General features: G+C 61.9%; 15 protein-coding genes and 1 pseudogene. 5 read left to right on the forward strand and 11 right to left on the reverse strand.

The window, feature by feature from the left end; all coding sequences use genetic code 11:
• Positions 1-3 precede the first annotated feature (3 nt).
• The 10 genes and pseudogenes from K419_RS0102565 to K419_RS0102615 form a co-directional block, all read right to left on the reverse strand.
• On the reverse strand, positions 4-1356 hold the full coding sequence (locus K419_RS0102565; RefSeq protein WP_026840191.1) for a TRAFs-binding domain-containing protein: 1353 nt from the start codon (positions 1354-1356) through the stop codon (positions 4-6).
• Complete coding sequence (locus K419_RS0102570; protein WP_026840192.1) at positions 1343-4204, reverse strand: EAL domain-containing protein; 2862 nt, start codon at positions 4202-4204, stop codon at positions 1343-1345. Before K419_RS0102570 ends, K419_RS0102565 begins: the two co-directional genes overlap by 14 nt.
• A gap of 2 nt (positions 4205-4206) precedes the next feature.
• Positions 4207-7722 (reverse strand): PAS domain-containing sensor histidine kinase, encoded by a 3516-nt coding sequence (locus K419_RS0102575; RefSeq protein ID WP_026840193.1) that lies wholly within the window; start codon positions 7720-7722, stop codon positions 4207-4209.
• A 3-nt stretch (positions 7723-7725) separates the two neighbouring features.
• A complete protein-coding gene (locus K419_RS0102580; protein ID WP_026840194.1) occupies positions 7726-9369 on the reverse strand; it encodes a sensor histidine kinase in 1644 nt (547 codons plus the stop codon).
• On the reverse strand, positions 9370-9765 hold the full coding sequence (locus K419_RS0102585) for a response regulator (protein ID WP_026840195.1): 396 nt from the start codon (positions 9763-9765) through the stop codon (positions 9370-9372).
• A 159-nt stretch (positions 9766-9924) separates the two neighbouring features.
• Positions 9925-12959: pseudogene (locus K419_RS24010) on the reverse strand (GAF domain-containing sensor histidine kinase).
• Between the two features lie 22 nt (positions 12960-12981).
• On the reverse strand, positions 12982-13497 hold the full coding sequence (locus tag K419_RS0102600; RefSeq protein WP_026840197.1) for a response regulator: 516 nt from the start codon (positions 13495-13497) through the stop codon (positions 12982-12984).
• Positions 13498-13522: 25 nt separating this feature from the next.
• Entirely contained in the window at positions 13523-14671 is a 1149-nt protein-coding gene (locus tag K419_RS0102605; RefSeq protein ID WP_026840198.1) for a sensor histidine kinase, read from the reverse strand.
• Between the two features lie 320 nt (positions 14672-14991).
• Positions 14992-15552: a DNA-3-methyladenine glycosylase gene (locus K419_RS0102610; RefSeq protein ID WP_156912168.1), complete on the reverse strand. Its 561-nt coding sequence runs from the start codon at positions 15550-15552 to the stop codon at positions 14992-14994.
• 12 nt (positions 15553-15564) lie between these two features.
• A complete protein-coding gene (locus K419_RS0102615) occupies positions 15565-16185 on the reverse strand; it encodes a DUF4136 domain-containing protein (RefSeq protein WP_026840200.1) in 621 nt (206 codons plus the stop codon).
• A 244-nt stretch (positions 16186-16429) separates the two neighbouring features.
• Here K419_RS0102615 and K419_RS0102620 point away from each other — a divergent pair, with 244 nt between their 5' ends.
• Positions 16430-16912 (forward strand): universal stress protein, encoded by a 483-nt coding sequence (locus K419_RS0102620; protein WP_012530545.1) that lies wholly within the window; start codon positions 16430-16432, stop codon positions 16910-16912.
• Between the two features lie 12 nt (positions 16913-16924).
• On the forward strand, positions 16925-17113 hold the full coding sequence (locus tag K419_RS0102625) for a rubredoxin (RefSeq protein ID WP_026840201.1): 189 nt from the start codon (positions 16925-16927) through the stop codon (positions 17111-17113).
• A 137-nt stretch (positions 17114-17250) separates the two neighbouring features.
• Here the strand turns inward: K419_RS0102625 and K419_RS24245 are convergent, their stop codons facing one another.
• Positions 17251-17385 carry a hypothetical protein gene (locus tag K419_RS24245; RefSeq protein ID WP_264175564.1) on the reverse strand — a complete coding sequence of 45 codons (135 nt, stop codon included), beginning with the start codon at positions 17383-17385 and terminating at the stop codon, positions 17251-17253.
• Between the two features lie 164 nt (positions 17386-17549).
• Here K419_RS24245 and K419_RS0102635 point away from each other — a divergent pair, with 164 nt between their 5' ends.
• From K419_RS0102635 to K419_RS0102645, 3 genes are read left to right on the forward strand one after another with little or no spacing between them, the layout of a single operon-like run.
• Complete coding sequence (locus K419_RS0102635; protein WP_026840203.1) at positions 17550-18230, forward strand: ABC transporter ATP-binding protein; 681 nt, start codon at positions 17550-17552, stop codon at positions 18228-18230.
• Entirely contained in the window at positions 18223-20721 is a 2499-nt protein-coding gene (locus tag K419_RS0102640) for an ABC transporter permease (protein WP_026840204.1), read from the forward strand. The genes K419_RS0102635 and K419_RS0102640 overlap by 8 nt, the downstream gene beginning before the upstream one ends.
• 59 nt (positions 20722-20780) lie before the next feature.
• On the forward strand, positions 20781-21452 hold the full coding sequence (locus K419_RS0102645; RefSeq protein ID WP_026840205.1) for an arylesterase: 672 nt from the start codon (positions 20781-20783) through the stop codon (positions 21450-21452).
• Positions 21453-21459 lie beyond the last annotated feature (7 nt).

Genomic DNA, 21459 nt, shown 5'->3' on the forward strand with positions numbered 1-21459 from the left:
CCGTCAGGGGCGCGCCGTGCCGCGCTCGGCAGCCTTCAGCAATTCGGATTCGGCGTATTCAGCCCAGGCCGGGCACTCTGCCCCGCGGCGCTGGCGCGCTTCCCGGATCAGCCGCAGGTCGCGCGCCGTGGTCTCCGGCTCCCACGCCTCGCGCACCATGGCGAGGCTGCGCCCCAGGGCATCCCTCCCCTTCGCTTCGTCCAAGGACAAAGCGGCCAACTCTAACAGCGTGGCGTAGTCCCAGTAATCGGCGGCGCCAGAGCGGATGCGCTGTTCCACAGCGTAGTGCACCACCGGCAGGATCTCGCGGCGGCGCGGGTCCGCCGGCTCCTTCAGCTCTATTAGGGTTACCGCGTTCACTCCGGGATAGGTGCTGCGCCAGTCCGCCTCGAACCCTTTCAGATATGCCGAGGCGGCTTTTTGCAAAAGTTCCCTGGCAAGCTCCATGTCGCCGCGCGTAAGCGCCTTTTCCCAGCGGTCTTTCATGATCCGTCCCAGGATGCCGTAGCTGTCGCTGCTAGGCCCGCGCCTGGCGATGAGCTGACGCAGCACCTGTTCCGCATGCTCCCCCTCACCGGCCCAGTTCAAGGCGAGCCCCAGCTGCTGCTGCACGAGGACGCTGTCCGCCAGGGCCGGAGGCATCTGCCTCGCCAGCTCGATGATCTCGCTCCAGCCGTTCAGAGCGCGATAGCTGAGCAGGAGTTCGACCAGGTCCGCCGGGTCGGCCTGGGCTTGAGCGGAGAGCTCCGACTGCAATTCGCGCAGCGCGTCAAGCCCCACGGCCCGCCCCTTTTTAAGCAAGTTGGCGAAGACGGTGGCGTGAAGCTCCCTCCCGGCTATCCCCTCCTTTTTTGCCGCCTGCTCTCCGCCTCCCCCACGCAGGGCGCGGTACGCCTCGCTTTCCGCAGCGCCTGTCATCGCCTCCACCAGACGCTCCGTCAAAAGCGCGCGGTATTTCGCCTCGTGCATCGGCTGGCCGTGCGGCGACACGCGGTAGGGGACCGCCGGGAGCCCCTCTGCCTCGAGCGGGAGCTGGGCGCAGCCTGCCGCGTGAACCAGGAGCGTCCGGACCGGATGCACAGCCTGCCTGATCCCCAACTGGTACAAGACCCTGGGGTCGCCGGTGGAGAGGTCGGCCAGGGCGCAGTCGCAATACCTCAGCCGCTCCAGCGGCTGCCTTAAGTTGAGGCATCCGGTCCTCTGCTCGTCGGCTCGCACCGGCAAGAGCCCGGCCGCCTCCACGGCAGGCACGATCAGCCGGCGGTACACCGTCTCGTAATCGACCACCTTGCCGGCGGCGTCCTTTTTCTTTTCGTAGGGGATGATGACCAGGCAAAGCGGCTCAGAATTCGGCATGAACCCCTCCCTCCACCAACAGGCGTTCGAACTCGTGCGGGGGAAGCGGCCTGCTGATCAGGTCCCCCTGCACCTCGTCGCAGCCGAAACTGCCGACCAGGGCGAGTTGCTCGGCAGACTCGACCCCGACCGCGTTGACCCGCATCTTGAGGCTGTGCGACATGCAGATGACGGCGGAGACGACGTCCAGGTCGTTGGGCTCGGTGAGGATGTCCCTGATGAAGCTGCGGTCGATCTTGACCTTGGCGATGGGGAGTTCCTTGATCCGGGAAAGGGAGGAGGCGCCGACGCCGAAGTCGTCCACCGAGAAGGCGACGCCGATGTCGGTCAGCCGGCGCATGTTGCGCAGCGAGAACGCGGGGTTGTCCATGATCGCCTTCTCGGTGACGTCCAGCTCCAGGGAGGCGGGGTCGAGGCCGCTTTGGGAAAGGGCGCGCAGGGCCAGGTCGATGAAGTTCGGCTGGTGAAACTCACGGTTGGAGAGGTTCACCGCCACGCTTAGGTCGAACCCCTGGCGCTGCCACAGGCGCATCTGGCTGCAGGCGTTCAAGAGGACCCACTCGCCGATGGGGACGATGGCGCCGGTCTCCTCGGCGACCGGGAGAAACTGCGAAGGGAGCAATAGCCCATGCTCGGGATGGTGCCAGCGCAAAAGGGCCTCCGCCCCGACGATCTCCCCCGACTTGAGGCTCAACAGCGGCTGGTAGACCAGATCCAGCTCGTTTTTGGACACCGCCTCGCGCAGGCGGCGCTCCATGTTCTGCCGGGCCACGGTGCGGGCGTTGATCTCGCCGTTGTAGAACTGGTAGCTGTTGCCGGGGGTCTGTTTCGCTACGTACATGGCGCCGTCGGCCTTTTGCAAAAGCTCCTGGGCCGAGTCGCCGTCGTCAGGGAACATGCTCACGCCGACGCTTGTGGTCACCTTAAGCTCGGCCCCCTCCAGGACGAACGGGGTCTGGAACACCCCCATGATCTTGCCGACCACGATGCCGACGTCGTCGGTCTGGGCCAAGTCCGGCATGAGGACGTTGAATTCGTCGCCGCTTATACGGGCGACTGTGTCCGACTCGCGCACGCAGCGCTTCAACCTTTGCGCCACAGCCTGCAGCAGACGGTCCCCCGCCGCGTGCCCCAAGGTGTCGTTTACCTGCTTGAAACGGTCCAGGTCCATGAAGAGCACGGCGAGGCTCTTTCTGTTGCGCCGCGCCTGGGCCAGCTCCAGGTTGAGGAAATCGCCGAAGAGTTTGCGGTTGGGGAGGTCGGTCAGGGTGTCGTGCTGGGCCTGGTGCTTGATGATCTCTTCCATGCGGGTGCGCTCGGTTACGTCGCGCGCGATGCAGGAGGTCCCGACGACGCCGCCGTCGGCGCTTTTGATGGGGGACATGGTGAGGGAGACGTAGATCTGCCTCCCCCCGCGGGTCACGTGCACCACCTCGCAGTGGGTGACCGCGCCGTCGCTGCGGATACCGTCGTTGAGGCAAGTGACCTGCTCCTTTTTCTCCGGGGAGACCAGGAAGGAAAGGTGCACCCCCTTCATGTCCTGGGCTGGATAACCGAACATCTTTTCGGCCCCGGCGTTCCAGCTGGTGATGGCCCCCGCGCGGTCCACGGCCATGATGGCGTCGTCGGAGGATTCCACGATGGCGGCAAGCCGCGCCCGGTCCTCCTCAAGCCTCTTTCTCTCGCTGATGTCCTTGAAGAGCGTGAGCAGGTAGGGGTTGCCGTTGATCTCAATGAGCTCAGCCGACACCAGCCCTTCAAGCTCCCGGCCGTTTCTCCCCTTAAGCCGCACCTCGATGTCCCTCACCTCGCCCCGCACCTCAAGCTGCTGCAAAAGGGCCGCCGGCTGATCCGAGTCGGCCCAAAGCCCAAGCTCCCCGGCGTACGTGCCGATCACCTCCTGGCGCTGGTAACCCAGTGCGCGCAGGAAAGCCTCGTTTACCTCCAGTATGGTCCCGTCCGTCAGGCTCGTGATGCTCAGGAGGTCCGGGGTCGCCTGGAATATCTTGGAGAAGCGCCGCTCGGAGGCGCGCAGGGCTGCCTCTGCCCATTTGAGTTCGGTGACGTCGTGGCAGGCGCCGATCACCGTCTGCCGACCGCTGCCGTCTCTGACCGACTCGAGCTGGCCGCGAACGATCCGGGCCTCGCCGTCGGCGCGCAGCAGCCGGTAGTAATGGATTCCCATGGCGCTGCCGGTCTCGCGCAGCTGCTGAACCGCCTTTTCCAGGGCCTCACGGTCGGCCGGGTGCACCATCTGCAAAAGCGCTTTGAAGGTCGCCGGGACGCTCTCCGGCTCCAGCCCGAGGATCCGATACAGTTCGTCGGACCAGACCGCTTGGCCTGTCTCCAGGTTCCACTCCCAGCTCCCCAGGTGCGTGATTCTCTCCGCCTGGGAGAGCTGCTGCTCCCTGCGCCGGATACGCTCCACCTGCTCGGAAACCAGGCGCTTCAGCATGATCTTGTCGGCGATGCGGTCGAGCACGTGGAACAGTTCCGGGTAGTTCACCGGCTTCAGCACGTAATGGTCCATGCCGATCTCGATGGCGCTCATCAGGTACGAGGTTTCGCTGTGGGCGGTCACGGCGACGATGGTGGCCTCGGGGTCGAGCTCCTTGATCTCGCGCGCCATGGCGATGCCGTTCATCTGCGGCATGTTGATGTCGGTGACCACGATCTCGGGCCGGAACTGGCGGAAGGCCTCCAGGCCGCTCATCCCGTTGTCGGCGGTGTATATCCTCACGCCCTGGTAGTTGAGGCCGAGCATCCGTCCCAGCATGTCCCGCGCCTCGATTTCGTCCTCGACCAGCAAGAGCGAGATGTCCTTCAACGGCCGGTTCAAAGGTTCCATGATCAGACCTCGATGCGGAATTGGGCCCCTTCCGGCTGGTTGGTCACCGTAAGCGAGCCCTTCATGTTTTTCTCGATGATGGTCTTGGACATGAACAGGCCGATGCCGGTCCCTTTGTCCGGTCCCTTGGTGGTGAAGTACGGATCGAAAATCTTGTCCATGATCTCCGTGGGTATTCCCCCTGCGTTGTCCGTGATGGTGACCACCGATTTTCCCCCCTCCCTGAAGAGCCTGACCTCGACCTTTGGATGCTCGACCTTGCGCTCCAGGAGCGCGTCTTTCGCGTTCATCAGGATGTTGAGAAGCACCTGCGAGTACTCGTTCGGTATGCCGTGCACCACCGCCTCGCGGTCCACCCAAACCACAAGTTCCAGGTTCAGTTCGGCGAAGGCCGCGTCGAGGATGGAGACCGTCTTCTCCAGCACCTCGCTCGCCAGGAAGGTCTGGCGCTCCTTGTCCGGGCCGAAGAAGTTGCGGAACCCGTCGATGGTCTGCGACATGTAGTTGATCACCTGCATGGCACGGGAGACGCTCCCCTCCAGGTACTCGACGGTGAGAAGGTTCCGCTCGTGGTAGGTGGGAAGTTCCTGGATGATGAGCCCCAGCGTGTTCAGGGGCTGGCGCCACTGGTGCGCTATGTTGGCGATCATCTCACCCATGGCGGCAAGCCTTCCCTGCCTGATCAGCAGCTGCTCCTGCCGGCGCAGTTCTTCGACCGCACGCAGCCTTTCGCTCATCTCTTCGTTGAGCGTCTCCTGGGCCTGCACCACGTCGGTTATGTTGAGGCAGGCGCCGACCAGGCGCAACGGAGTCCCCTCGTCGTCATAGAAGACCCGGCCGCGCATGCTGAGCCAGCGGACCTTGCCGTCCATGGCGCCTACGGTACGGTATTCGGCGCTGTAAATGCCGGCGCCTCCGGGGCTCGCGGCGTCCCTGGCGATCCGCTCTACCTTCTCCTTGTCTTCCGGGTGCACCCCTGTAATCACCGTGGAGAGGTCCACTTCCGCATCGGCAGGGAGGCCGTAGTGACTCTTGGCGATAGGGGACCACTCCCCCTTGCCGGTTTTCAGCTCGAGGTCGAAGATGCCGAGCCCGGTGGTCTCGACGGCGAGTTTCAGCGTGGATTCGCTGTGCTTCAGCGCCTGCTCCGCGCGCTTCAGCTCGGTCAGGTCCACGGCGAAGCCGATCCCCTCGTCGGAGCCGGCCGATATGGCGATGGCGGTCAATACCGGCACCTTCACGCCGGTAGCATGGTTTATGAAGAGCTTCTCGTAGGACTTGCAGATGCCGTGAATCTGGCTCTCCGCCACGGCGGCTACGTCTCTTTCCAGGTACTCCGGGGCCGTCACGTCCAGCCAGTTGAGCCCTCCGGACTGGCACTCCTCCCTGGTATATCCGGCCAGGTCGCAGTAGGCCTGGTTCGCATCAGTGATGGCGCCGTCGCGGTTCCAGTAGAAGATGGCGATCAGGTTCGATTCGTAAAGCCAACGGAACCTGGTCTCGCTGGCCGCGAGCTTTTCCTGCGTCTCCCTCAGCTCGTCGATGTCGGTCGCGGTACCGTACCACTTGACCGCCCTTCTCTGCTCGTCGAGCTCGGCCCGGGCACGGCTAAGATGCCAGCGGTAGACCCCGTCTTTGCGGCGCACCCGGCTTTCGTACTGGAACGGCTCGCAGCTCTCCATGGACCGGAACCAGGCGCTCTCCAGCCCGTCACGGTCATCGGGATGGACCACACCGGAGAGGAGGGTCTCGGCTGTGACGTGCCCCTCCTCCACGCCGCTTCTGTCGATGCCGGCGTACTCCTCGAAGTAGGCGTTGATGTAGTCCACGCTGCCGTCTGGCCTCGCGGTCCAAAATATTTGGGGCATCGTATCCGCCATGCGCCTAAAGCGCCGGACGTTGCGCAAAAGCGCCTCCTCAGCAGCCTTGCGTTCGCTGACGTCGAAGATGACGCCGATGAAGCGGCACCTTCCTTCCCTCTGCTCGCAGATGAAGCGCCCCATCACGTTGACCCAGACGGTTTCGCCGCTGCCGGCCTTGAGGATGCGGTGCTCCGAGCGGAACAGGGTGTCGTCCCTGCGGGCCTGTTCCAGCAGCCTCTTTACCTCTTCCAGGTCGTCCCGATGCACCAGGTCGAGCCACATGGAGGTTGCGGCCGGGGCCGATTCGCCTTCGGGCGCGGGGTACCCCAGGAGCGTGAAGTGATGCCGGGACCAGATCCCCGCGCCTGTATTCACGTCAATATCGCAGGATCCCATCTCAGCCGCGTCTAGCGCCAGCTTCAGGCGTTCCTCGCTCTCAAAGAGCGCCTGGGCCGCGAGCTTGCTTTCGGTGATGTCGGTGAAGGCCGCCACGGCGGAGACGATCTCCTCAGAGGCATCCCGCAGCGGGGTCGAGTTGACGCAGATGTAACCGTAGGAGCCATCGCCCCGCCTGATCTTGTACTCGTCCCCGGAGATGATCTCCCCTTGCAGCAGGGAGAGGGCGACGGGGCACTGCTCGGCGGGAAGGGGGGTGCCGTCCAGGCGGAACATCTCCCATTGCCGGTAATCTTCCATGCCTGAGACGGGGGCGATATCGCGCCCGAATATCTGCCGGGAGCGCTCGTTTTGGTAAAGGGTCTTGCCCGATGGAGCCTCGGCGATGACCACGCCGATTGGCAACTGCCTGACCATGGTCTCGAAACGGCTCTGCTGGAACGCCAGATCCTTGAGCATCTGCTCCCGTTCGCGCTCCTGCTGCTTCCGTAGCGTCACGTCGCGGGCGATGACCTGTATGGAAGGGATTCCCTGGTAGTCGATGAGGCTGGAGGAGGTTTCCAGGACCAGCTCTTTGCCGTACGGGCAACACATCCGGTATTCCTGCTGCGTTATCCCCTGGTCCGCCTTTAGTTCCTCGATGCGCTGACGCAGTTTTCCCCTGTCGTCTGGATGCACCAGGTCGAACAGGGTGCGCCTTTGCAGTTCATCCCGGCTCCGCACCCCGCAGATGCCTAAGGCCGCGCAGTTGGCATAGACAAAACGCCCGTCCTGGTGCACGAAGACGGCGTCGGGGGCCATTTCCACCAGGACCCGGTAGCGCATCTCGCTCTCCCGCAAAAGCCGCACCATCCTCAGGCGCTCCGTATTGTCGCGGGCAATGGTGGAAATCCCAATGATGGTGCCGGCCTCGCAGTAGATGGGGGAGAGGGTTAAGGAAACGGGGATTTCATGGCCGTCCTTGTGGCGGCGGACCGTGTCCAGATTCTTGACGCGTTCCCCTTGCAGGATCTTCTCTGTGATCTGCCTCAGCTCGTCGAGGCGCTCCGGCGGCACCAGGAAGGATATATGGCGCCCGATGGCCTCCGAGGCGCCGTAGCCGTAGAGCTTCTCGGCCCCCTGGTTCCAGCTGGCGACGACCCCTTCCAGGGATTTGCTGGCGATGGCGTCGTCGGAGGAATCGACGATGGCGGCCAGGTGCGCCCTCAGCTCCTCAATCCCTTCTGCAGGCAGCCTGGATGCGGATTGGTCGTAGGCCATGCCCTAGCCCCTTTGTTCCAGGGAGGAAAGCCCCTCCGTCAGGTAGTTCCCCGTTTCCGGGTTGGGTTCCAGGGTGAAGCTGAAGGTCGCCCCGTAGCCGACCTCTCCCTCAGCCCAGACCCGGCCGCCGTGGCGCAGGATGATGCTGTGCACCTTGGCGAGACCGATCCCTGTGCCGTTCCAATCGAACTCGCCGGGGGTGTGGATGGTCTGGAAAGGTTTGAAGAGCTTGTCGGCGTACTTCATGTTGAAACCAGCCCCGTTGTCCTTTACGAAGTAGACCGAGACCCCTTCCTGCTCGCGCCTGCCGAACTCGATGCGGGCGTACTCCGTTTTGGAGGTGAACTTCCAGGCGTTTTTCAAAAGCTCGCTCACGGCGGTGCGCAGCAGTTCCGCGTCCCCCCTCACCCTGATCCCGGGCGCCACCAGAACCTCGACCCGGCGCTGCAGATCGTCCTGCTGCAGCTCTTGGGCCACCTCCCGTACCACCGCGCTCAGGTTGGTCTCGCCTATGGCAAGGGCGCAGCGCGCGTAGTGGGTCAGGCTGTTGAAGGCGTCGATGATCTGTTTGATCTGCTGCGCCACGTGCTCGGCGCGCTCTGCGTACTGCCGGCAGTTGCCTTGCCCCTCGTCCCCGCAGTCCTCCAAGAGAGCCTTGCAGTACCCTTCCAGCCGCGCCACCGGCGCGCGCAGGTCGTGGGAGACGAAATAGCTGAAACTTTCCAGTTCGCTCACAGTCGCCTGCAAAAGCGAGGTGCGCTGGATCACGCGCCGCTCCAGGTCCTCCGTCAAAAGCCGAACCTGTTCCTCCGCCTCCTTCAGCTCGGTCACGTCGTGGCAGGTCCCGATCACCGTCGCCTTCAGGCCGCGCTCCTCAGTCAAGAGGTCCGCTTCCACCCGAACGATCCTTCTGGAGCCGTCGGGGCGGAGCACGCGGCAGAAACGATGATCCTCCTCCGCCTCTCCCTTCAGGGCGTCATGCATGAGCCTCTCGATGACCGGGCGGTCTTCGACGGCGAAAAGCTCCAGGAAACGCTGGTAGTCAGGGGTGAGAGAGCCGGGCTCGAGGCCGCAGATGCGGTAGAGCTCGTCCGACCATTTCATGGTGCCGCAGTCAACGTGCCACTCCCAGCTTCCCAGGTGGGCGATGCGCTGGGAGCCCGCCAACTGCTTCTCGCTCTCGAGGATGCGCTGGTTTTGCTCCCCCACCAGGCGCTTCAGTGCCACCTGTTCCAGCACCTTGTCGATCACGCCGAACAGTTCCTGGTAGTTGAGCGGCTTCAGCACGTAGTTGTGCACGCCGATTTCGATGGCGTTCAAGAGGTAGGAGGTGTCGCTGTGGGCTGTTACTGCGATGATGTGTACTTCGGGGTTTAAGGACTTGATTTCACGTGACATCCTGATCCCGTCCATGACAGGCATGTTGATGTCGGTCATCACGATGTCGGGGCGCCGCTGCCGGTAAAGCTCAAGCCCGGTGGCACCGTTGTCGGCGTGGTAGATGGTGAGGTGCGGGTAGTTCATGCTGAGCATCTTCGCCACCATGACTCTCGCGTCCGCCTCGTCCTCCACGTACAAAAGGGCTATGCCGCCGACCTCGCGCGGCAGGGGGATCTCTTCGCTCCCCCGGGCAGGCTCATCTGGCATTCACCCCTCCTCCCTGTGCCGCAGCAGGCGCTGCAGCATGTCGGCCGTCATCGGTTTGTAGAGGTAGTCGAGCACCTCCAGCTCGAAACAGCGTTCCTGGTCCATTTCGTTGTCCGAGGAGGTGAGAATGGCAACGTCGAGTTTTTGGAGCTGGTCGTTCTTGCGGATCCAGAGCAGGAGGTCGAGGCCGTTTATCTTCGGGAGCTTGAGGTCGAGGAGCATGAACCTGATGCGGTGATAACTCCCGTCGCGGGCCATGCGTTGCAGCAGCTCGGTTGCTTCTTCGCCGTCCCTTGCCACGAGGATCTCGTCCGGGCACACCTTCCTGATGATGCGGCTGGCAAGGAAGGCATCGTCGGGGTTGTCTTCAACTAGCAGTATGTACGACTCTGCCATCGGCGTCTCCGTGCGATAACTAGTTTGCAGGCAGGCAGCAAAAACATGGCCGAGCATGCCTTCGAAAATCCGTGCCGGCCCGGCCAGAGGTAAGCGTCATTAATAGGCGCTAACGCTTAAAATTAATCCGCACTTATTCTAACCGCATGGGAAATCATGTCAATGCTGGCGGGGCGCAACTTTGCCCACCTCGATCCTGAATTCCGCCCCCTTTTCCGTGTTTCGGACCGACAGTTTTCCGGGGATGTTTTTCACGATGATCATCTTGGTCATGTAGAGTCCTATCCCGGTCCCCTGCTCCGGCCCGCGGGTGGTGAAATAGGGGTCGAATATCTTGTCCATGATCTCCTCGGGGATGCCGCCGGCGTTGTCGCCTATGGTGACTACGGCGGTTTCGTCTTCCGGGAAGATGCGGATCTCGATCTGCCGGCAAGAGATGCTGCGCTCTTTGAAGGCGTCGCGGGCGTGTAAGAGGATGTTGAGGATCGCCTGGGAGAACTCGTTTGGGTGCCCCATGATCGCCGGGTCGTCGACGGAATGGACCGTCACCTGGCGACGCTTTCGCGCAGGTACTCCTTGTTGAAGTCCCCCCTGTCTTACATGATGGGAAGTTCCTGGACGATCAGCCCCAGTTCGTTCAGGGGCTGGCGCCACTGGTGCGCGATGTTGCTGATCATCTCCCCGAGAGCCGCCAGCCTGTTTTGCTGCAAAAGCATCCGTTCCTTGCGCGCGAGCTCCTCCAGAGCGCTCAACCGCTGCGCGGTCTCCTCCTCCAGCGCGAAATAGGTCCGCACCAGTTCCTCGTGCTGCTCTTGCATCTTCTGGCGGCTTTTCTCCAGGTCCTCCGTTCTCTTGGCTACCCTCAGTTCCAACTCCTCGGTGGCAGTTTCCAGCGCCCCGATCAGCTCGCAGTTGCGGATGCTGATCCCTAGCACCGAGGCGGTCCCCATGATGAGGCTGATGTCCCTTTCCACCAGCGGCCTTTTCAGCTGCACGTTTTCGACGGTCAGGACCCCGAGGGAAGCGCCGTCGGCAACGATGGGGCAGCAGATGAAGGCGCGCGTGCCGCTCATGTGGGCGCAGGCGAGGGTGTTTTCGCCCACGCTGCCGCTGGACAGCTCGTTCACCAGAAACGGCCGCTGCCCTCGGAAGCATTCGAGGTAGACGTCCCCCTGCTCCCGGTTTTCCAGCGGGAACGGGAGCGAGTTGAGGCAGGCCAGTTCCTCGTCCTTGTAGCCGTAGCTTGCGCGCAGTTCCAGGCGCTTTCTGCACCCGTCCGCCAAAAGGATCATGCCGCGGTCGTATTCCAGCCGGTACCTCATGATCTGGACCACGTCGAAGAGCATCTCCTCGATCTTGGTGTAGTTGCCGAGCCTTTGCCCGATCTCGTGGGTGAGCATGGCGTTGTTGTAGTTGAGGTTGATCTGGTCCAGGAGGGCCTCGATGGAGTCACGGGTGCTCCAAAGGCTCTCCTTGATCGCCTTTTTCTCGCTGGTCTCCGTCGCCAGGGCAACGAGGAGCAAAATGCAGAGGCTCGACGGAAAGACCCAGGTCAAAAGCCCCGTCTCCCCCATCGCCAAAAGCGCCAGGTTCAGCGCCGCCACGTCGAAGCGGCTACTCTCCCCGAACTCCCAGGGCTTAGGGAGAGCAGCCGGACCACCGTTCCCGTGGTGAAAGGCATAGGAGAAGAGGTCGAGCGAGCAGCTTGACTGGTCCTGGTGCTTCTTGGCGAAGCCGCCGAAGACCCGGCTGGGGAACTTGTTGTCGGGGCGGTAGTAGCAGTAGACGTAGCGCAGATGGGCGAAGGCGAAGCTCTCCAGCTCGTTCAGGTAACGGCTCACCTGGTCCAGCACGGCGAGCCCCGCCTTGATGGAAACCGACTTGCGAGCCGCGTGATGGTGGATGAGCCATGAATTCGGGTAAAAGCGGACCATGGCGAGATGGCCCAGGATGATGCCGCGGTCGAGGTAGATGAAATGGCGGGCGATCTGGGGGGTGTGCGTGTAGAGCTTCGCGTAGGTCTCCTTGATGCTCTCCTTGTTGGCCTGGAAGTGTGCGTATTTTCCGGGATAGATGAACCCCGTCTCGAAGAAGAAGTCCCAAAGCTCGTCCAGGTCCACCTCGGCGGAAACGTACGATTTCCGGTTCGCCACCTGGTGCAGGATCGACAGGAGCTTCACGTGGTCGTGGATCTCCATGTCCAGGATGGCGAGGCCGCAGCGGACGCTCCCTTCCTCTTCCCCTCCGGCCGCGTTGCGGGAAACCACCTGGGCCAGGCACTTGAGGCTGAAGCCGTGCGCGAAGCTGATCTTCAGGTCCGGGAGCATCATCCCAGCCATCAGCACGCTGTCCCCCTCCCCTTCCTCGACCGCGAAGCCGGTGCCCGAGATGTCGGCCATCTTGCGGTTGACCCGCTTGTCGATGAGCGGGTGCTCGAAGACGATGTTGGGGGATGGCACCAACTGCTGCCTGGCATTCCGGTACTTCTTGGTGCGGTACCTCTGGATGTTGCTATCTAACTGCCTCAGCACGAAGGAGCAGCTCTTGCCGGACAACTGGCGCGAGTGGATGGAAAAGTTGCCGGAGTAGATGACCTCGCCGTCCCGCACGAGGCGCAGGTGCACCGGGCTCTCCGTGTTGACCCACATGAGCGTCTCGGCGCTCCTAAGGCTCCCTGTGGCCCGAACCGAGACCGGGGTGAAATCGACCAGTTGACAGTCGAAGGTGACGCCGTGCTGGATCAACTGCACCGAAATCTCCCGCGCCGGGTGCCTCTTGATCTTCCTCGCCTGGAACTCGCGGCAGGCGGCCGGGAGCAAGAGCGAGACCCCCTCTTCGTTGATGGTGAGCAGCTCGGAGTTCACCACCAGGTACTTCCGGCCGTCGGCGATGAGCAGGTACTCGAACCGGTAGGTCTTCAGCAGCTGCTTGAGGCTCGGGATCTCGGCCCAGACCAGGTCCAGCCGCTCTCCGGCGCAGGGCTGTGGACAGGCGCGCAGGGATATCGCGTCGTCGTACGCCTCGTGCCGCAGGCTGACCAGGACGGTCAGATCCTGGAAGTTGAGATAGTTGAGCCGGTTCACCAGATGGCTTTTGCTGATGCTACGGCCGCGGTCCGCCTGGCTCTCCTGCTCCTCGGCGCTCTCGGTGCCTGGCGCAGGCTCCGGCTCCAGTTTTTTCACAGCATTTGCCATGTAAGCCTCGCTCACTGGCCGGTCACGCGCCGGGTTCCGCCGTGCCCGCTCCGACCTCGACTGCTCCCTTTGGTCGAGAAGCGTAGTTGGGCGAGGCCAGTTGCGGGGGGAGGTTCAAGCCGAGCCAGTACTGCACCAGAGCCTGCATCATCACCAAAAGGGTGTTGAAAGAGGGGGGCTTCAGCAGGAAGGAGTTGCAGCCAAGCTCGTAGGCACGATCGATTTCGCCCTCTGGGCCGGGCTTCGTCAGCACGATGACCGGCGCCCTGTTCAGGACCGGTTCCTGCCGCAGCCGGCGGAGAAACTCCAGTCCGGACATCTCGGGAAGCTTAAGGTCGAGGAGCAGCAGAACCGGCAGCGGGAAGTTCTCCCGGTCCTGGTACTTGCCGCTCCCCTTAAGGTAGTCGATGGCCTCCTCTGCAGTGCCGGCTAGCTGCACCGGCGTGATGACACCGACACGCTGCAGCGCGAGCATGGCGAAGTGGGCCATATCCTGGTCGCTGTCCACCAATAGTATGGTGTGGTGCACGTAGCTCATACAGCCTCCCAGGCGGGTTCGGCCCTCATGACGAGGGCACGGCTTTTTTAAGCTCGATCCAGAACCTGCTCCCTTCCCCTTCCCGTGACTCCACCCCTATCCTTCCCCCAAGCTTGGTCACCGCCTTGCGCGCGATGGCCAGCCCGATTCCTGTGCCGGCGTAGCTTTCTATGCCGTGCAGCCGCTCGAAGATCTTGAAGATCCGCTCCTGGTGCTCAGGCGCAATGCCGATGCCGTTGTCGGCGATGTTCAGGCGGCACTCCCCGTCCATATCCTCGGCCCACACCTCCAGCTCCGGGACCACCCCTTTGGGAACGAACTTTATGGCGTTCCCCATGATGTTCAGAACTACTTGGACCAGCACCGTATGGTGCCCGACCACATCGGGGAGATGGTCCCGCACCTCCAAGCGGTAGCTCTTGCCCCAGCTGGTAAGCTCCAGTTGCCGGGCCGCATCGGCAAGCACCTCACTGAGGCTCACGCGCTGCAGCACCAGTTCCTGCCGGCCGACTCGGCTGTAGGCGAGGAGATCCTGGATCAGGCGCTCCATCCCCTCCGCCGCCCCCTGGATCCGTTTCAGATACGCTATCCGCTCGTCCTCGCTTTGCTCCTCCTCCAGCAGTATCCCGGCGAAGGCCCGCATGGCGCGCAGCGGCGCGCGCAGATCGTGGGAAACCGTGTAGGCAAAGCTGTCGAGTTCCTCGTTGATCTCCTGCAACTGCGCGGTCCTCTCCGCCACGCGCTTTTCCAGCCCCGCCGTCTGCCGCTCGATCTGGGCCGAGAGCGCTGCTATCTCGGCCTCCCCCTTTTTCTGCCGCGTGACGTCGACGACAACGAGCCCCAAGTGCTCCTCCGACAACCCGAATATACGGGCGCGGTAAAGGGACCCTCCCCAGGAGACCTCGCCCAGTTCCACCATGCCGCCGAAGGCCGCCAGGCGTTTGCAGGTTTCCTGCAGCCGGTCCTCGTCGAACCAGCCGGGGAAACAGTCGACGACCTTGCAGTTGCCGAAGTTGAACTGGCGGCAACGGCAGAGTTTCACCGCGGCGGGGTTCATCTCGATCACCGCCGGGGATCCTTCCCCATCGTCGGGGTCGATGCGCAGGATGACCAGCCCTTCCCGCATGTTGGTGAACATCAGTCGGTAAAGCCGCTCGGCGAGTTCCATCTCCATGACAGGGTCCTTTTGCGCGAAATGCAGAAGAGTATAGCGAAGGAAAATTAATTTGCACCAATAATAAGCGTGGGTTGCAGAGGCATAAAATTGGAAGGTCAGTCAGCCGTTCTTCTACCGGACTGAACCGGTGCAGCATGAGGAGCGGCAGACTCTGCTAGGTAAGGGAAAGCTGCGATCCTTACATCTTCAGGTAAAAAGGTAATGACATGCACATCTGCGGGGATTGTCTCTGTAGGTGACGCTAACAGTAATTGAAGGAAGGAAAATCAAGGATAGCTTCACGGAAGGTCTGAAATCATCTTGCATAGGCCGTCCGGTTATGGTTTTGAGACAAAGGAATTTCCGGCTATGTAGAAACGCAGTAACTTTCCCGCCCAAATACCTGAGTAATCGACCCCGATCCTTGGCCTGGAGACTACCTGCATCGATTCCCGCTTGGAGCTTTCCGCCACGTAGAAATCGTCGCTTAACAGGTCGCGACCGTTTTGCCGGCGGTCGATCCCCATGGCGCGGCAGAGCAGACCCGGCCCGGAGCTGCGCCCCTCGACGTTTCTTACCGGTTCCAGCGCGCGCAAAAGCACCGCGCAAGCACTTCCTTCACGTTCGGTGACGATGTTCATGCAGCAGTAAATGCCGTAGATCAGGTAGACGTAGGCGAATCCGGGAGGGCCGAAGAGAATGGCGGTGCGGGGAGTACGCCCCTTGGAGGAATGCGCAGCCAGATCCTGCTCGCCCAGGTACGCTTCCACCTCCACGATGCGCCCTACCCGCTCCACCCCGGCCACCACATGCACGAGCCTTGCACCGAGAAGCTCACGCGCTACGGTCACCGTGTCGCGGTCGTAGAAGGAGCGGGGGGGTTTCTTCATGAGATCCATGGCGCACCGCCTTCAGATCAGTCCTTCCTTGGCAAGCTTCTTTACCACCTTGCGGGCCAGGTCCTGCCCAACGGTGGTGACCTTCTGAGGGTCGGTACTCTGCATGGTGGCGGCCCAGATGAGCTTGTCGGTGCCCGCGTCGAAGAGGTTCACCTGCATGGTGGCGACATCGTAGGTAGTGACATAGGTGGGGCCGTAAAGCGCCATGGAGCGGTAGTATCCGGGGAAGTCCCAAGTAGGGAACCCCTGCGGGTACCAGTAGCCGGGATAGGCGCTGTCCGGCTGCACGCTGGTCTGCCTCTCGACCTTGGTGGTCTGCACCGTGAGTATCGCCTGGGCCTGGGCCCGCCGCACCGCCCGGTCCAGCACCCCCCAGTCGGCAAAGGCCGCACCGGGGATCACGGTGTACCCAGGGATAGCCTCCACACCCTTGCGCGAGAGTTCGCTCGCCAGCATATCCTCGTAAACGTGGCGGGCAGCATCCTTATTGTTGATACTCACCACCAGTATCTTTTGCAGCCGCTGAGGACGAAGCTCCGGATTGCGCCAGGTGTCGACGACGGAGACCGAAGCACATGAGCAAAGAAGCGATGCCAGCCACAACACGATCGAGACCTCTAAGACTTTATGCATGTTACACCTCCCGTAACTGGTTGATGTTTTTGGGTTCCTGAACCGTTTTCCCTGGCCGAGTAAAAGATTAGAAATATTTATATCAAGTTGCCTGGACTTGGCAATCGTATATACTGGGGTGGGCCAATCATTAACGCCCTCCTTTCAAGGATTTATTAACGACGTTCAACGGCTAAAGCGACGCACAGATCGAGAGACGCCGGGCCAGCCGAACCAACAGCCGAGTTACTCAGGAGGCAAGACCATGGAAAATTTCAAGCGCGTTCTCGTGGTCAACAGGATGAGCGAGTATTCCCGCGAAGCGATCGAAGTAGGCATTTCTATCGCGAGAAAGTACGGGGCGGACTTGTCGGTGCTGCATATCTTGTCGGGGGTGGCGGGCACGGTAAGCATGGGCGGCGCCTCCATCAACGCCCCCAGCCCCTACCCCGAAGAGAGCAAAAGCTACGCAAGCGAGAAGGACCAGGCCCGGGAAGAGCTGGAGCAGATCATCCGCAAGGAGATCACCGCGGGACTCCCCATCAAGCTCATCATTAAGGAAGGAAAGCCGCTCGACGAGGTGATGCAGGTGGTAAAGGAGGAGCGGATCGATCTCATGGTGCTGCTCTCCCACGAAGAGGGGCGTCTGGAGCACATGGTCTTCGGGCGCGACAACGACGCCATCCTGCGCCGGATGCCCTGCAGCATCCTGTTGATCAAGCGGGAGCCGGAGGCGGTTAACTGGTAAGGAGCCCGTCACATGCAAAAATGGATCTGTACCGTATGCCGCCACATCTACGACCCCGCTGATGGGGACCCGGTAAACGACGTACCCCCCGACACCTCCTTCGAAGACCTCTTGCTTGAGTGGCATTGCCCGGTGTGCGAAGCCGGAAAAAACCTCTTCGAGCCCTACCCCGACCCGGACCAGCGCCTGGAGGTAGGGTGAAAAGGCACGCCGGCCGCGGACAACAAAAGAGATCCACCTGCGGGAGCAGGTCATACGACCTGCTCCTTTTTTTTGTTTTCTGTCACCAGATACGCTGGAGAGTACTCGCTACTTGCTTAAAATAGGGGAGGAGTGAGTCAGCATTCTTCCGCCTTGGCAAAGGCGTAGTTGCTTTTGTGTCTGCAGAGGTAGTCGTATCCCACTTGAAGCGCGTACCTGCACTCGGCGTAATCGATGCCGCAGTAGAACATCTCAATCCCGCTTCCGGGCATGACAGCACCGACACTGCTGGTCCTGCACCGGGCAAAGTCCGGATCCCTTTTTTCCTGTCGACATCTGGAGTTTTGCATGGCACCATCCTTGATCGCATGATCTGGAGAGTATAATAAAAAACTTTTAACTGTAAACCGCTCACGCTAAAAAGGATACGGTCCAGATGACAATCCTGCAAAGCCAAGAGGTCAGCAAAAGCTACCGTATCGGAAACCGCTTGATCAAGGTGCTCGACTCCGTCTCGCTCTCGGTCGAGAGCGGCGAGTTCCTAGTGGTGAAGGGAGAAAGCGGCAGCGGCAAATCGACGCTGCTCACCATCCTTTCCGGGCTGGACCGCCCGGACCGAGGACGAGTCCTCATCGACAGGGAGGACATCACCGACCTAGGCGAAGACGCCCTAGCTCCCTTGAGAAACAGCGCCTTCGGCTTCGTTTTCCAGTCCTTCCATCTGGTCCCCTCTCTGAACGCGCTGGAGAACGTGATGTTCCCGGCGGAGCTCAAAGGGGATCTCGAAGCCCGCGCCAAGGCCAAGGCCCTCCTGGAAAGGGTCGGATTATCCGGGAGGCTCACCAGTTTCCCGCACCAGCTCTCCGGCGGCGAGAAACAGCGCTGCGCCATCTGCCGCGCCCTCATCAACGACCCGCGCATCATCTTCGCCGACGAGCCGACCGGCAACCTCGATTCCATAAACGGGGCCGCCATTCTGGAGCTGCTCCTGGAACTGCAGCGCGAGCGCGGCACCACCCTGATCCTGGTGACACACAGCCCCGAAATCGCCCAGCGCGCACATCGCGTTGTCACGCTCAAAGACGGCAGGATCGTCACGGGGCAGGAGCATGGTTAACGCCAGGTTCCTGCTGCGCCAAGTGACCGGCGCCAAGAGGCAGTGCACGGTCTTCGTCCTCTGCGTCGCCCTCTCCATGATCACCCTGGTCTCCTTGGGAAGCTTCCGCGAAAGCGTGGAAAGCTCGCTTCTGCGCGACGCCCAGTCACTGCACGCAGCCGACATCATCATCAAGTCCCACTCTCCGGTTCCGCCAGGCCTCGAACGCAAACTGGCGGCTCTTCGCGACCGACGTGAAATAACGAGCGCCCGTTTCTGGGAGTTCTATTCCGTGGTGCAAAAGCCCAGCGCCGACGCGTCGCTTTTGTGCAACATCAAGGTCGTGGAGCCGGGATATCCCTTTTACGGCTCGGTGCGCCTTGCCTCCGGCCGCCCCTTCGAAAAGGTGCTCGCGCCCGGGAGCCTGGTGGTGGAGCAGGCGCTCCTGGACCGGCTGCGACTTAAAATCGGGGACCCGCTGATGATCGGGAACGCGGTCCTGACCGTTAAGGACGTCGTGGTGCAGGAGCCGGACCGGCCGGTGAATTTCTTCGCCTTAGGCCCCCGCGTCTTCGTCGCCGCCGCGGACCGCGCCACCCTCGCCCTCATCGGCAAGGGAAGCCGCGTCGAGCACGTCACCCTGGTCAAGGTGACGGATCCCCCGAGGCTGGAAAGGATCGCCTCGGAGCTTCGCGCCGCAACCGGCAACGACGGCCGGGTCAGGGTCGAGACCTACAAAAACGCCGGCTCGCGCGTGAAGCGCTTCTTCGACAACCTGCTCTTCTTCCTGAACCTAAGCGGCATCTTCACCCTGCTTCTTTCCGGCTTCGGCATCCAGAGCACGCTCTTCGCCCTTTTGAAGGAGCAGGAGCGGACCATAGCAGTGATGAAGGCCCTGGGCGCCAGGAGCCGCTTCATCATCGGGCATTTCCTGGGGCTCACCCTGATCCTCGGCCTCCTCGGCACCGTCGCGGGGCTCGCCGGTAGTTTCGCGCTGCAGCGCTATCTCCCTGCTCTTTTCAGTGGGCTGATACCGGCCCAGGTGACTCTCCAGGTCTCGACCTCGGCGATCTTACAGGGTATGGCGATAGGCCTTTTGGTGGTGCTACTTTTCACCGCCCTCCCCCTCTACCGGCTGAAGGAGGTGAAGCCCAGGGCCATCTTCGGCAAGGAGGACACGGCCGCCCTTTGGAACCGATCCACCTGGATCATCGCAAGCCTTGGCGCTTTGTTCTTCCTCTCCATGGTGCTCATCCGCCTGCGCGACCTGAAGACGGGGCTCTATTTCATGCTTTCCCTGGTGTCGCTGATCCTGATCTCCTATCTGCTGGCCTGGGTCACCCTCCATTTCCTGAAACGGAGTCAGCCAAAGAACCTCGCTTTGCGCCAGGCGCTCAAAGGGCTTTTCCGGCCGCACAACGCGTCGCTTTCCATCATGGTCACCCTTTCGGCGGCCTTCGCAGTGATCTTCGCCATCAACCTCGTGGAGAAGAACCTCAACGCCACCTTCATCGAGTCCTTTCCTCCGGGCGCCCCCAACGTCTTTTTCATCGACATCCAGCCCGGCCAGCGCGACGCCTTCGCCCGCATGATCGGCCCCGGCGGCGCCTTCTACCCAATCGTAAAGGGGAACGTGACCGCGGTGAACGAGATCCCCATAGATCAGGCACAGGAGCGAAAATCCAGGGGCGACAACCTGGCGCGCGAGATGAACCTCACCTACAGGGAGTACCTGCTCCCAGACGAGCGGATCGAGTCAGGAGAGACCCTGTTCCGGAAGGATTGGACCGAGCCGCAGGTCTCGGTGCTGGACACCGTGGTGAAGATGCACGACATGAAGGTAGGGGACCGGGTGAGCTTCCGCGTCCAGGGGCTCCCCATCACCGCACGCGTCTCCAGCGTGCGTACCCGTACCAGCAGCGGCTTCTCGCCTTTTTTCTACTTCGTCTTTCCAGATTCCGTGCTCTCGCAAGCGCCGCAGACCTTCTTTGCCGCCGTCAGGGTCGACAAAGCCGGCATCAGCGCCCTGCAAAACCGCGTGGTTTCCGCCTTTCCCAACGTGAGCGTCATCGACCTGACCGAGACCGTCACCGTCTTCGGGAAGATCATGCTGCGGCTCTCCAGCATCGTCAGGTTCTTCACCTCGTTCAGCGTCATTGCCGGGGTCCTGATCATAATCAGTTCGGTCTTCGCCACGCGCTACGCGAGGATCCAGGAAGCGGTCTATTTCACCATACTGGGCGCGCGCAGGGCGTTCGTGCTCAAGGTCTTCGCTGCGGAGAACCTGGTCCTCGGGTTGGTGAGCGGCGTCATCGCGCTGCTTATTTCCCAGCTGGGGAGCCTCATCATCTGCCGCAAGGGGCTCGACATGACCTATGAGCCGTATCTCGGCGAGAGCCTTTTGTTGCTTTTGGCCACCACTTTGCTGGTGATGTTCGTGGGGCTTGCCGTCGCGCTCCCCATCCTCTACCAGAAGCCGGTGGCTTTTTTGCGGGAGCAGTCGGAGGAGTAAAGAGAGGGCGAGGGGAGACAGGCGCCCCACAAAATAGGAAAAGCCCCGCTGGAGGTTTCATGTTCAACTTGAGGTTTTTCACCATAACCATCCTATTTGCTTTCCTTCTGGTCTCCTGCCAAAAGGAGAAGGAGCCCGCCGCCGTGAACGCGACCGAAAAACCAGCACCGCGCGGAACTATCGTCGCTTTCGGCGACAGCCTTACCGCCGGCTACGGCGTACCCGAGACCGACGCCTACCCGGCGCAGCTGGAGCGGAGGCTCAACCAGGCTGGATATAAGTGGCGCGTGGTGAACGCCGGCATCAGCGGCGAGACCAGCACCGGCGCCCTGGCCCGCGTCGAGTGGATTCTGAAGCTCGCGCCCGACATCGTGGTCCTCGAGACCGGCGCCAACGACGGGTTGCGCGGGCAGCCCCCGGAACTCACCCGCAAGAACATCGAGCGCATTGTGACAGCCTTGCAGGCGAAAAACGTGGTCGTGGTCCTGGCGGGGATGCAGATGCTCACCAACATGGGCTCGCCCTATCGGGACAAGTTCGTGGCGATCTATCCGCGGGTCGCCAAAGAACGAAAGCTTATTCTGGTCCCGTTTTTCCTGGATAAAGTCGCTGGAGAAGAGAACCTCAATCTCTCGGACGGCATCCATCCCAATCCACAGGGTTACGCCATTGTCACCGAGACGATCTTTCCCTACGTGCTTCAGGCCATAAAGCTCAAAACCGGAAGCTGAGGGTTGG

Source organism: Citrifermentans bremense R1 (assembly GCF_000426865.1).
Lineage (GTDB): Bacteria > Desulfobacterota > Desulfuromonadia > Geobacterales > Geobacteraceae > Geomonas > Geomonas bremensis.